The 12,394-nt window shown below is 44.6% G+C and carries 14 protein-coding genes and 2 tRNA genes; 9 read left to right on the plus strand and 7 right to left on the minus strand.

All coding sequences use genetic code 11. The features are described from left to right. The first annotated feature begins 30 nt into the window (after positions 1-30). Positions 31-798, plus strand: a complete 768-nt coding sequence (locus HBAL_RS06520; RefSeq protein WP_015827148.1) for a glycosyltransferase family 2 protein — start codon at positions 31-33, stop codon at positions 796-798. Here HBAL_RS06520 and HBAL_RS06525 read toward each other — a convergent pair. Beyond that, entirely contained in the window at positions 785-1,321 is a 537-nt protein-coding gene (locus HBAL_RS06525; protein ID WP_015827149.1) for a 4'-phosphopantetheinyl transferase superfamily protein, read from the minus strand. The genes HBAL_RS06520 and HBAL_RS06525 overlap by 14 nt on opposite strands. Before the next feature lie 155 nt (positions 1,322-1,476). On the opposite strand from HBAL_RS06525, the gene HBAL_RS06530 reads away from it, so the two are divergent. From HBAL_RS06530 to HBAL_RS06555, 6 genes are all read left to right on the plus strand, one after another. Continuing rightward, positions 1,477-2,124, plus strand: a complete 648-nt coding sequence (locus HBAL_RS06530) for a beta-ketoacyl synthase chain length factor (RefSeq protein WP_015827150.1) — start codon at positions 1,477-1,479, stop codon at positions 2,122-2,124. After that, positions 2,112-2,915, plus strand: coding sequence for a lysophospholipid acyltransferase family protein (locus tag HBAL_RS06535; protein WP_015827151.1), 804 nt, complete (start codon positions 2,112-2,114; stop codon positions 2,913-2,915). The genes HBAL_RS06530 and HBAL_RS06535 overlap by 13 nt, the downstream gene beginning before the upstream one ends. Further along, the gene (locus HBAL_RS06540) at positions 2,912-3,169 is read left to right on the plus strand and encodes a phosphopantetheine-binding protein (RefSeq protein ID WP_015827152.1); all 258 of its coding nucleotides are present in this window, start codon (positions 2,912-2,914) and stop codon (positions 3,167-3,169) included. Before HBAL_RS06535 ends, HBAL_RS06540 begins: the two co-directional genes overlap by 4 nt. A gap of 13 nt (positions 3,170-3,182) precedes the next feature. After that, positions 3,183-3,428 carry an acyl carrier protein gene (locus tag HBAL_RS06545; protein ID WP_015827153.1) on the plus strand — a complete coding sequence of 82 codons (246 nt, stop codon included), beginning with the start codon at positions 3,183-3,185 and terminating at the stop codon, positions 3,426-3,428. A gap of 96 nt (positions 3,429-3,524) precedes the next feature. Further along, the gene (locus HBAL_RS06550; RefSeq protein ID WP_015827154.1) at positions 3,525-4,076 is read left to right on the plus strand and encodes a COG4648 family protein; all 552 of its coding nucleotides are present in this window, start codon (positions 3,525-3,527) and stop codon (positions 4,074-4,076) included. A gap of 18 nt (positions 4,077-4,094) precedes the next feature. Beyond that, positions 4,095-5,762, plus strand: coding sequence for an ApeI family dehydratase (locus HBAL_RS06555; protein WP_015827155.1), 1,668 nt, complete (start codon positions 4,095-4,097; stop codon positions 5,760-5,762). A gap of 6 nt (positions 5,763-5,768) precedes the next feature. On the opposite strand, the gene HBAL_RS06560 is transcribed toward HBAL_RS06555, so the two are convergent. After that, complete coding sequence (locus HBAL_RS06560) at positions 5,769-6,212, minus strand: rhodanese-like domain-containing protein (protein WP_015827156.1); 444 nt, start codon at positions 6,210-6,212, stop codon at positions 5,769-5,771. Positions 6,213-6,514: 302 nt separating this feature from the next. Between HBAL_RS06560 and HBAL_RS06565 the strand changes: the two genes are divergently transcribed. Beyond that, positions 6,515-8,071 carry an HAL/PAL/TAL family ammonia-lyase gene (locus HBAL_RS06565; protein WP_015827157.1) on the plus strand — a complete coding sequence of 519 codons (1,557 nt, stop codon included), beginning with the start codon at positions 6,515-6,517 and terminating at the stop codon, positions 8,069-8,071. 62 nt (positions 8,072-8,133) lie between these two features. On the opposite strand, the gene HBAL_RS06570 is transcribed toward HBAL_RS06565, so the two are convergent. Continuing rightward, positions 8,134-9,411 carry a dipeptidase gene (locus HBAL_RS06570; RefSeq protein WP_015827158.1) on the minus strand — a complete coding sequence of 426 codons (1,278 nt, stop codon included), beginning with the start codon at positions 9,409-9,411 and terminating at the stop codon, positions 8,134-8,136. A gap of 197 nt (positions 9,412-9,608) precedes the next feature. Here HBAL_RS06570 and HBAL_RS06575 point away from each other — a divergent pair, with 197 nt between their 5' ends. Next, a complete protein-coding gene (locus HBAL_RS06575) occupies positions 9,609-10,085 on the plus strand; it encodes a GtrA family protein (RefSeq protein ID WP_041301457.1) in 477 nt (158 codons plus the stop codon). A 45-nt stretch (positions 10,086-10,130) separates the two neighbouring features. On the opposite strand, the gene HBAL_RS06580 is transcribed toward HBAL_RS06575, so the two are convergent. The 4 genes from HBAL_RS06580 to HBAL_RS06595 all read right to left on the minus strand — a co-directional run bounded on the left by HBAL_RS06580 (position 10,131) and on the right by HBAL_RS06595 (position 12,376). Further along, positions 10,131-10,206: transfer RNA gene (locus HBAL_RS06580), tRNA-Asn, on the minus strand. 434 nt (positions 10,207-10,640) lie between these two features. Then, a tRNA-Cys gene (locus HBAL_RS06585) sits at positions 10,641-10,714 on the minus strand. Positions 10,715-11,006: 292 nt separating this feature from the next. After that, complete coding sequence (locus HBAL_RS06590; RefSeq protein WP_015827160.1) at positions 11,007-11,774, minus strand: SDR family NAD(P)-dependent oxidoreductase; 768 nt, start codon at positions 11,772-11,774, stop codon at positions 11,007-11,009. Further along, positions 11,771-12,376, minus strand: a complete 606-nt coding sequence (locus HBAL_RS06595) for a DUF3833 domain-containing protein (protein ID WP_015827161.1) — start codon at positions 12,374-12,376, stop codon at positions 11,771-11,773. Before HBAL_RS06595 ends, HBAL_RS06590 begins: the two co-directional genes overlap by 4 nt. Positions 12,377-12,394: the final 18 nt, after the last annotated feature.

Here is a 12,394-nt window from a genome sequence, read left to right on the forward strand (position 1 = left end):
TTTCAGTCATAATTATCGGTATTGTTTGATATGATGTCAGAATTTCAGATTGGAGCCATCGTTCCAACTTATCGTCATGTCAAAGCATTGCCTGCGATTGTAGATCAATTGGTCGCACAAAATTGTCCTGTAATAATCATTGATGATGGCAATTCACCTGAACTAGCGGAAGTCATTGAATCCCAACGAGAACCAATGCGTGGGGTGGACGTTATTCGCCTACAAGAAAATGGAGGGAAAGGAGGCGCAGTTAAGCAAGGTTTTCTTGCGGCTCAAAAAGCAGGCTGGAGCCATGCGCTACAGATAGATGCAGATGGTCAGCATGATATTAGCCAATTGCCACACCTCATACATTTAGCCAAACAAAATCCTGAAGCAGTGATTTGTGGTGTCCCAGTTTATGATCATACCATACCTAAGGGACGCAAAATTGGACGTGAAATTACACATTTTTGGGTACGCATAGAAACACTTTCTCTTGAAATTAACGATTCAATGTGTGGGTTTCGTGTCTATCCTGTGAGTGATGCTGTGCATGTGGTTCGTCATGAATTTATTGGGGCTCGCATGGATTTTGATACTGAAATGCTGGTCCAATTAAACTGGCGTGGATTAAGAGTTGTCGAGCATCCGACCAAAGTGATTTATCCAGAAGAAAATGTGTCTAATTTCCGCATGCTCTGGGATAATGTCCGTATCACTGCCATGCATACAAGACTAGCCATACAAGCCCCTATTCGCGTGCCGGTACGGATGATGCGTCGTTTGATGAGCAATAAATATCCTAAGCCAAATTAGGTGCAGTAATCAGTGGCAGAATTTCAATGCCGTTAATATGGCCTTGGCCTAGCACTGTAAAAAAAAACGCATCGGCGATTGGCATGTGATACCGCCAACCAAAGTGTGTGGAAGTCAAACCTTCTGTTTCGCCATTCGGCGCATTGATGACTTCCAACAATTCTTTTGGCTCTGGGTATGTACCAAATGCTTTGAAATAGGCTTCTAGATACGTCCAACCTTTGCACAATGCTTGGGCTGATGAGGATGTCAGATCTTTATCATCACAAAAACGCGATAGTATGGCGGGCCAATTTCTGCGCGGATCCGTATATTCAATATCAAAACCTATGAGTTGATCAGCCCCAATCACAGCTGCACCACAAATGCCGCGGCAATGAGATCGACTCACATTGTTTCTTTCCGGTTTGGACAAGCAAGACGTTGCTGCATTTTGTGCAATATCTGTCCAGCGGCGCTGTAGCTTAACGCCATGGCGGGTTGTTAGCTGGTTTGAGAGGCATAACCCAACATATACTTTCATCAGATTTGACTCATCTTCTTGCAAGCAAGCGCACGTCTCTATAGCAATAGGGGATTGAGTTGATGGGGACAAGCTATTCCCATAGACACGAAAGACATGATGTGGGGTACAACGTGTCTTGGCAAGCGTTTCGCTTGTAAACGGGGCGGATGAGAATGAATGTACACTTGGCAGTGAAGGGTTTTAGCGGTCTTGTTAGAGAACAAGAAGTTTTGAAACCTTTTGGAAGTTTAAAGCCATTTACACAATTGCCGAAAAGAGCAGTTAGGCGATTATCTGACCTTGAGCGCGGCGTGGCAGCATGCCTTATGGGGCTGGATGAAAGTCAAGAAAATGGCTTGGGCGATAGTGCGATTGTTTTAGCATCGCGCTATGGGGCTATGACGAACACACTTGAGCTGCTTAAATTCATCAACCAAGATGAAGCACTTTCTCCAACATCATTCTCATTGTCAGTGCATAATGCTGCTGTCGGCGTTGCCAGTCAGTTGACGAAAAATCATGGTGGTCACACAGCAATTGCCGCTGGTGAGAGATCTCTTTTGGAAGGACTGACAGAATGTTACGCGCGCATCAAGGATGGCGCTACCTCCATCGTATTTATGTATTCTGATTGCCATCTGACGCAGGAATATGCTGAATTTGGCGATACAGATAAAGATGTTCAGTTTGCGTTATTGCTGGAAGAAGTCACCATTGGTGAAAGTGGACCATCTCATCAAATTGAAGGTGGTAGTGCTGGCGCACTTTCATGTCTTGAGGCGATAAGTGATGGTGTGAGTGAGATCCAATGGAAAATTTAGATATTGGACCAAGAACGAAAGCGCCATGGACAATAGGGCGGTCAATCCGGTTGGTAACGACTGGTCTGTCATTTCTGTTTTTTGGTATTGGTGGCTTAATCCTAGCCTTGGTCTATTTTCCGCTCATGCGATTATTTGTGTGGGATAGCGATAAACGAGCTAAAATTTCCCAAGCTTCTGTCCATTGGGCGTTTCGTTTGTTTATCGAATTTATGCAATTAATGGGCACTGTGTCCTATGAAATACATGGTGCTGAAAAGCTAAAAAACTGTCGTGGGACAGTTGTCGTAGCGAATCATCCGTCTTTATTAGATGTGGTGTTTATGATGGCTTTCATGCGGCGGACACGCGCTGTGGTGAAAAATAGTGTGGCGACTAATCCTTTTATGGGCGGCGTTATCAGATCCTCTAATTACATTCCCAATACAGGTGATCCTGAGGCGCTTATCCAAGCGTGTTCAGATGCCTTGAGTGAAGGAGCGAATTTGTGTGTTTTTCCAGAAGGTTCTCGCACGCCCATTGGACAGAAAGTTAAATACCAACGCGGTTTTTCCTATGTGGCATTGAAGAGTAAAGCGCCAGTACTGGTTGTCACGATAGAAGTCACTCCGCCAAGCCTGAGAAAAGGTGAGCCCTGGTATTCAATTCCCGCCAAAAAGTCGCACTGGATAATTCGCGTCCATGACGTCATTGATACTGCCGTCGATTATGGTAATGACCGTGCTGTTATTGGTGCTAGGCGTTTAGCTTTGGACGTTCAAAATAAGATCGAGAAGGAACTTCAAGTATGACAGAGCTTGAAATCGAATTAAGAGCATTGATTATTGAAGTGCTGAACTTGGAAGATCTTACAGAAGATGAAATCGGTGTAGAGGATGATCTATTTTCCGATGACGGCATCGCTTTGGACTCGATTGATGCATTGGAATTGGGCGTCGCGGTTCAAAAGAAATATGGTGTAAAGCTTGAGCCCAAAGACGAAAAGCTTCAAAAATACTTTCAAAATATTCGCCTATTGGCCGAATTAATTGAAATGCGCCGATAGGAGTTTGAGACGTATGACTAAAGATGAAGCCTACGCTGAAATTAGCAAAAACCTGATTGAGATTTTTGAAATTTCTGAAGCTGAAATCAAACCTGAAGCTAAGCTGATGGATGACCTTGGTTTGGATAGTATTGATGCAGTTGATATGATGGTTCAACTTCAAGAAACGACGGGTCAGAAAGTTTCACCTGAGCAGTTTGAAAATGTTGTTACTGTTGATGATCTTGTTGGTCTCGTCATCGAACTTACAGAAAAATAGTTTTTTTGATTGATTATTTGCATATCCGCTAGGGATAAAGGATCAGTGTTGGAATAGGTTTCCGGCTTTTATGTTGAAGATTGAAAGTGGAAATTTATGAAACGCTTTGCCAGTGTCATTATAGCTGGGCTTATGATAATTTATCCATTGATTGCAGTTGTGCTGTTAAAGCATTTTTCTCCGATTTGGCTCATCTTAGCGTTGGTGTTCGCGCTGACATTTAGATTGTGGCTAGGTGGCAAATCTGCGCCATTGTCTATGATTGTCGCAAGCATTGCAGCAATTATCGGTATCAGCGTCACAGCAGTTTATGATCAGGAATTATCCATTCGACTCTATCCAGTCTTTATGGGGGGCGCGATTTTGGTGGCGTTTTTAGTTTCACTGATAAGACCGCCATCTATGATTGAACGGTTTGCGCGTTTAGCAGAACCTGATTTGCCGCCTCATGCTGTCAGATACACCTACAAAGTCACCATATTGTGGTGTGTGTTTATCGCATTGAATTTAGTCGTCGCTTTATGGACAGTTTTGTATGCCAGCACCGAGGTGTGGGCGATCTATAATGGTGCAATTGCCTATGCGTTGATGGGCATTTTATTCTTGAGTGAATTAGTTTATCGCAAGTTTATTCGAAAAGCCGAATAAAGCATGAGGTCGTAGGTTTTGACGAAAATTATTGATGCACTTCTTGCTAGGGATGCGGGGCAAGTTGTTTTTCGGTCTGTTTCTCATGGTGACATCACCTATGGCCAGATAAGATCAATGGCGAGTTTGCTTGCAAAACAGCAAAAAGCGACCAGCGATAAAACATATGTTTATACGCGTTCGGCGTCAGTGTTTTGCGCGGCGTTTATTGCAGCGGTGCTGGCTGGAAATGACCTCATTGTTTTACCTCAAGCAGGTTCAGATTATCTTGCTCAAATCGGCGCAACAGGCGATCAACTGATGAGTGATGCTGTTGATGGCGCGCTAATGTTTGATTGGGCCGATCTGAGCAATAATGCAGAGTTTGCGCCCTCAAATGAAAATGACCCGCTACTTACATTTTTTACGTCAGGTTCTTCGGGTGCACCAAAGCAAATTGTGAAACCGATAAGCGTAGTAGAAGCTGAAGCTAAAGTTTGGGTTGATTGGTTTGCCAATGACATTGACCATATAGCCGGCAGTGTTTCACATCAGCATATTTATGGTTTGATATTCAGGCTGGCATTGCCTGTATTGGGTAACATCACAGCCCAAGATGATATGGCTCTCTCTTGGGAAGCACTGATGGATGTCGTATCACCTAAAACCCTCATCGTTTCTAGCCCGGCGCATTTATCGCGTTTGCCGGAAAAGGGGGCGATATCGCACACGCAACCAGCCTATATTCTTTCTTCGGGTGGTCCACTGAAAGCTGATGATTCGTTTGCGACGGCTAAATTATTGGGTGTGCAGCCACTTGAAATTCTTGGCAGCACTGAGACAGGCGGCGTTGCATGGCGTCAGCGTGACGTTGAAAATGAACCGTGGACACCTGTCGCCGGAGTAAAACTAAGTTTGGGCATTCAAGGCGAGCTGATGGTGACATCCCCCTTTATTCCTGATGCTGAGCCAGTAAAAATGGGAGATCGCGTCGAGATTGGCGAAGACGGTCGGTTTGTTCTTTTGGGACGTATTGATCGGATTGTGAAAGTTGAGGGTAAACGCGTATCGCTGCCGCGTGTAGAAGAAGCGTTGTCGTCTCATCCAATGGTTGGTGACTGCGCTGTCATTATGACGTCTCAAAATGGCCGAGACCGCTTGAGTGCGTTAGTTTGTCTTACTCAAGAAGGCCAGCTTGAGTTAGGAAAGCTAGGCTCATTCAAAATGTCGCGTTATCTGCGCAAATTATTGAGTGATAATTTAGAGCCTGCCGAATGGCCAAAACGTATGCGTTTTGTCAGCCATATTCCAACAAACAGTCAATCCAAACGGGTTGTCGCGGAAATGCAAAGCGTATTTGAAAGCGTGCGGTTGCTGGAAGTGTTGGCTCCGTCATATCTTCAAGTTGAGGGTTTTGACGCTGAAATTCGCTTCACTGCTAAACCACATCTGCCTTGGTTTGAGGGACATTTTAAAGAAAATCCTATATTGCCGGGAGTTGCCCAAACACACATTGCAGCGCGTCTTGCTGAAGAAATTTGGGCAGCCTCACCGGCTAGTTTCAACGTCAATCGCATGAAATTTCAACAGGTTATCCAACCACATGATGATATAATTCTAACACTGGGTTTTAAGCCTGAGACTGAAAAACTAAATTTCGCATTCAAGCGCGGTGAAGATAAACTTTCATCTGGAACGATAGGTTAGCCAACATTATTCAAGTGGGAAGCGATCAAGTGGCAGACCTTTGGATATCCAGCTTGTTCCATTTGGGCTGCCTTCAACACCTTCTTTGACGTTGTAAATATGCTTTATGCCAGCTTCTTCCAGAATTTGGGCTGCGCGTGTCGATCTGGTGCCAGAGCGACAGATAAGTGCAACTGAAGCATCGGGCCTTTCCGCTTGTAGAGCATTGATTGTTGATAAAAATCTCTCGCTTTGCAGCGTTACAAGACGGGCCGATAATGGGGTGCCAGTCCGTGTCCATTCTTGTGGTGTGCGTATGTCGACGAGAATAACTTCACCATTGATGGACTTTTCATAAGCATCTTCAACAGAAATAAGCTCTGTTTCAGCCGTGGCGGTCATGAATGTTAAGCTGGCGATAACACTAGTTATTGCTGCAAGAATGAATCGTTTGGATCGATGGGGCTTCATGGTTACATCCCGATTTTTAAAATCTTAATTGTTTATTTTGGCTGGAGAGCAGGGCAAGAACAAGGCAAATTTCATTGATTTTGAATGTGTTCTGTCAAAATTTAACTTAGTTGGAAAATCCAAACCCATATCAATTTGATGGGGTGTTCTTTTTTCTTTCTCAGGCGTATGAAGAGCGCTGAACTTTCGTACATCGCACAGAGATGGGAAGCCTCGTTGTGTTGGGTGTGCTGATTTGTAGAGCAAGAATACCCCATCACATTCAGATTTAGGGTGTTTTGGGTAGGGAATGGAATAAGACGATGGCTGCTGATACTGGTGATTTTCCAAGTTTCACTTTTGGTGAAGCGCAATTGGACACGGCAATTCTGGATGATTTAGCGTCGCAGCGGGTTCAACCACGCCTTTCAACGAATCCTGATGTGTTGGCTGTGATCAATAATTCAGCCAAACACGTCACTGATCTGCTCAAGAATGATGGTAAAATTTACGGTGTAACGACGGGCTATGGCGATAGCGTTGTTCGCGCTGTCCCGCCTGAATTAGTCGCTGAGCTTCCATTGCATTTGTCGCGCTTTCATGGTTGCGGCATGGGGCGTTTTCTAACGCCAGAAGAAACACGTGCAACGCTGGCTGTGCGTCTGGTAACATTGGTGCGCGGTTGGTCGGGTGTGTCTATGGATTTGGTTGAGTTGCTAGCTAACATGCTGCGACTTGATATTTTGCCGTGTATTCCTTCTGAAGGATCAGTGGGAGCTTCAGGTGATCTAACGCCGCTTTCTTATATTGCTGGTGCATTGGCGGGTGAGCGCGATGTATTGCACAAAGGTGAGATTAAATTATCGCGTGAAGCGTTTGCGCAAGAAGGGCTACAGGAAATCATTCTTCAGCCTAAAGAAGCACTTGCGATCATGAATGGTACGGCTGTGATGTCAGCGCTTGCTGGTATCGCGCTAGAACAATCCAAACGATTAATGGCAGCGGCGACGCGGCTAACATCTATGTGTTCCCTGAGTATCCTCGGAAATACGCGCCACTTTGATGCACGCTTGTTTAATGCCAAGCCACACCAAGGTCAGATGTTAGTGGCCCAGCGCATTCGTGAAGATCTTGCCCCCATGCAGGAAAACCATGAAGCGGTCCGCATGCAGGATCGTTATTCAACACGCTGTGCACCGCATGTGATTGGTGTGTTGCAAGATGCGATGCCAATGCTAGAATCAGTTCTCAATACTGAGATCAACTCATCAAATGATAACCCACTATTTGACCCTGAGACGGGTGATGTTCTTCATGGTGGCCATTTTTATGGTGGGCATGTGTGTATGGTGGCAGATACGCTAAAAACACAAGTCGCCAATCTTGCCGATCTTATGGACCGTCAACTCGCCACTTTGGTGGATACGCGGTATTCCAATGGTTTGCCATCTAATTTGTCAGGTGCAACTGGGGAACGTGCTCCCATAAATCATGGCTTTAAAGCAGTTCAGATCGGTGTGTCTGCGTGGACCGCTGAAGCGTGTAAACTTACTATGCCGGCGTCTGTTTTCTCTCGCTCTACTGAGTGCCATAACCAAGATAAGGTTAGCATGGGCACGATTGCAGCGCGTGATGCATTGCGCGTGAACGAGCTGACAGCGCAAGTTGCAGCGGCGCATATGATGGCAGCCACTCAAGCGATTGAATTGCGCTTAAAATCTGGTGATTTAACAGAGCTGATGGTTGGTCCGCGTGTCCTTGCGCAAGTTGAAAAGGTGCGCGCTCTTGCGCCATTCATCACAGAAGATCAACCAATGGATGTTATACTTCGTGATGTGACAGCTAAACTACTGACAGGCGAGTTGAGCGTGTCCTTCTAAGCTGAAATTAAAGACAATAAAAAGAGCCAAACGCTTTGTTTTGTTTGGCCCTTTTAAAATAGCTAGTTTTTTAGTGACGCGGCATAATCTTCAGCAGCTTCCATTAAACGCAAGACATTGCCGCCCCAAATCTTTTCAAGATCTTCTTGAGTATATCCCTCAGCTAATAATCGTTCTGTGATGAGGGGAAAGGCTGCGATATCGCGCATACCTATCACGCCTCCGCCACCATCCCAGTCTGCACCAATACCTACATGATCAGGGCCGATAAGCTTTAGGACATATAAAAGCTGCTCTGCAAAGTCTTCAAAGTCGGCCATATCAGCTGGAAATTCTGCATCAATCTTGCGCCGTTTTTCTAGTAAAAGTGCGCTTTGCTCTGGTGTTGGGTTTGAGCCGTATAATGCTGATTCTTCGCGTAGATCGGCATAAGATTTTTTGCGGAAAGGTTGCTCTTGCAGTTCTTTTAGATATGCGCCTAGCGCATTCATTTGAATGACTCCGCCCGATGCCGCTAGTGTTTTTAGCCGCTCATCATCAAGGTTTCTCGGGTGGTCATACAGGGATTTGGTGCCGGAATGAGAGAGGATTATAGGCGTTGCGGACCGCTCTACCATATCGTCAAATGTGAGGTCATGCGCATGGGATGCATCGAGGATCATGCCAAGCCGGTTTGCTTCTTTGACAAGCTCTTTACCTAAGGGAGAAAGACCATTCCATTTTGGTCCCGTTAGATCAGTACCGCTGTCTGCAAATTGGTTGTTAGCAAAGTGGACCGGACCAACCATACGGACACCAAAATTATAGAATGTACGCAGCAAGGAAATATCTTCACCCAAAGGGTATGAGTTCTCTATGCTTTGATAAACAATGCGTTTTCCTTCTGATTTTATGCGAGCAGCATCGTCGGACTTCGTCGCTATTTCAAAATGCTCAGGATAAGCGGCTAACATGCGCTGTATGGCGATGGCGCGCATGAGAGCATGATCTCTCGCTGTTTGGTAACCAAGATCGTTTAGCGGGCCTTGCTGTGTGTAAATAACCCAGAAACCACCATCCAAACCGCCTTCAACCATTCGTGGGAGGTCGACTTGAGAATAATCTAAAATAGGGTCGTGACGTTGGGTGATATCGAAGCCGGGTTTTGCAAGATTAGCGGGCGTATCTAAATGCGTGTCCATGACGACAAATTGATTATGTAGTTTTCTGGCTTCAGTCTGCGGAGATTGCATTTCTAGATTAGTGTTTACGCTAGTGCATCCACTCATAAATAGGGTTGTGCAGGCTGATAGCAATAATTTGGAATAGAGTTTGGTATTACGGGTATGTTTCCGGTGCATGCGACCTGTTCCTTGATCATGAATTAGCGAGCGCTTACTGGCAAGTTGAAGACAGTGTAGCGTAATCTCAAGAGTTCAGAACGCAAACGACACAAGATTTTTCAAATAGAAGAAACTAGCGTCGTGAGTGGAAAGCAAATGACTTCGCCGCGTAGTATTTAATACCTCTAAGGCAGTTCATAGATTGGGTATTGTTGATGAAACAGGCGATTAGGCAAACACTGCGGAAACTATTTGGCTTTTGCATGGTTGGTTTGGTTGGGTTGTTTGTAGACATTGCTGTGTTGTCTGCTGTTTTGAACCTTCTTAACCCAATATATGCTCGCATTATTTCATTTCTGGTCGCTGTTTGCGCGACATATTCGTTAAATCGTCAATTTGTTTTCGCCAGTGAGGCAAAGCAAATAAATTGGATCAATGGATTCGTTCGATTCTTCTCAGCAAATGCATTAGGCGGCGCAGCGAATTATCTCACCTATTTAACATTCGTCTATCTGTCTCCATTTAAAGACTGGATTCAGGCGTTAGGAACAGGCTTAGATGAAGTTGTTGGTGTACAGCAATATGTAGAGTGGGGGCCGTTACTCGCTGTTATTCCGGGCACTTTGGTTGGATTGGTATTCAATTTTACGATGACAATGCTATTTGTTTTCAAACCAAAGCCGCAAAGATAGATTTTGAGGGAGAGATAAATCATCCTTTCAAAATCTGAAAGGAAATGGCTCCGCGAGCAGGACTCGAACCTGCGACCAATCGATTAACAGTCGATTGCTCTACCAACTGAGCTATCGCGGAACAACGTTAGAGGACGCGGTATATCTAGCGTTCCAAATATGTGCAATCCCTAATTTGCCTCAAAATGCATTTCTTTTAAAAAAAATTGGATTTTCACCTAAAAACGGCACAAAAAAAACGGGAGCTAGAAAAAGCTCCCGTCAAGGCGTTGGGTGATGGTGGGTGTCTTCAGAGAAGACATAGGCAATATGCTCCATTTGGGTTAATGAGTGGTTAAATTATTGAATTTCCCTAAAATTTCGTTTTAATTTTATCAGTTTTCAGAATTATTTGTTAACTTTGAAGCCTGTGCAGTTTTGTGAATATGCAAATAAGCTTGAGTTTCTTGTTTTATGTCAAAACAAGAGCCGCAAGATTAGCTTGATAAATGGAAAATTAGATTGAGCGGGATTGGAATGCGTTAAAATTTCAAATGACGCATAGAAGATTTACAATGGAGGCCACGTCCGGACTCGAACCGGAGTACACGGATTTGCAATCCGCTGCGTAACCACTCCGCCACGCGGCCTAACCATTGAAATCATTATATTGACCAGCAGCTTAGTTGCCAATCAAGATTCGACAACAGAAGCTATCGATAGTGAGGGAGCTTACTTATCAGCTTTTACTAATTAGTGAAGGCTTTTTATCCAGTTTTATACTGAAAATTGCTAAATCTGTGTCGAACCAGTCTCTATCCATTGTGGAATTTGTGAGGGGGTTGTGTTGATTTTCTGCGTTTGTGCAGTGTGGCTGGTGCAATACGGTGACGAAAATTGGTTCAGATGTATTTCAGATAAGGGTGTGAGTAATCACAATCTCTATTTGGTTTTAAAAAATTTCTGAACAATCGGAAAATACAATGAATTAGGTAGCAGACCTAGCAAACGAAATATGAGTGCAAAACGTTTGGGATAATTTGTTTGGAACCGATTCGATTCCATAGCAGATTTTGTGCGTTGGGCGGCTTCGTCTGGTGACATTATAAAAGGCATTTTAAATTCGTTTTTGTCAGTCAGTCGGGTTTTTATGAATCCAGGATTGATGAGCTGTATTTTGAATTTATCTGGGTCTAAGTCAGCTCTTAAACCTTGGGCTAAATGCATTACACCCGCTTTGCTGGCACCATAGGCTGAGCTAGCTGGAATACCCTTAAAGCCAGAAAGCGAACCGATCATCACAATGTGACCAGAGTTTTGTTTGTTCATGTAGGGCAGATATTGGCTGAGAACGCGAATGGCACCCGTGAAATTGACGTCGCAGATTGATGCTGCATTTTCAACATCCCAAGTTTGCGCCGTCATGGGTGCATATTGTCCTGCGCAAAACACAATGCCATCAAGGTCTCCATTTTGGATCACCGTTTCAAACGCCGATGCAATGCTTTTACTATCAGTGACATCACATGGCGCGGCTTTCGCAGGTGAAGGTAGTTCATTCGCCAGTTTTTCTAAGGCGTCTTCATTGCGAGCGGAAAGGGTGAGAATTGCGCCATCAGCTGATAAGAGTTTTGCCAATGCTTCACCAAGGCCTGCGCTTGCGCCAATTATCCAATAGTGTGTGCCTTCCCAAGAGGTTGATTGTGTCATTCAGCAGCCTCCAGATTATTATCCCCTTTATTGTAGAAAACCGAATCTTCGGCGATGTCTCTGTGTTTAAAAACAGCGACAAGTTCAGCCACTTTGATACCAAATTTTCGCATTTGAGATCGGTTGATGATAGTGCCTTCATCTGTGAGATACATCCAATCTGTGACGCTGAGGACATGTCCACCAGCATCTTCTGCTAGTTTCAGCTTATACTTCATTTGCAAACTATTGCCTGAAGCAATGCCAACGCCTTCGCCAACCAAATCTGGAGCTGTTGCGGTAAAGCCGCCGTCTTCTTTAAATTTTAGTGTCCATTCGCGTCTGTCTTCTCTGCCAGATGCATAAATGAAGTGCTCAGCTAATGTGCCGCCATTTTCGTCAAAATTACCTGACATGCGTGCTTTGAAACGAGAGACGACTTTTCCTGTGTAATCATAGATCAAACCTTCGGAGAGATAGTCTCCTTTGAGTGTTGTCTTGGGATCAAAGAGAGGTGTTGCTTCTGCGTAATCAGCGGGCTTTTGGTGAGAAAACCCCCAGACACAGCCAGAGAGTAGAAACAAGGATACAATAATGAAAACAATTGTCGAAAAATAGGTCATGGGGCAGCCTTTGAATTA

Origin of the sequence: Hirschia baltica ATCC 49814 (genome assembly GCF_000023785.1) — a bacterium.
Lineage (GTDB): Bacteria > Pseudomonadota > Alphaproteobacteria > Caulobacterales > Hyphomonadaceae > Hirschia > Hirschia baltica.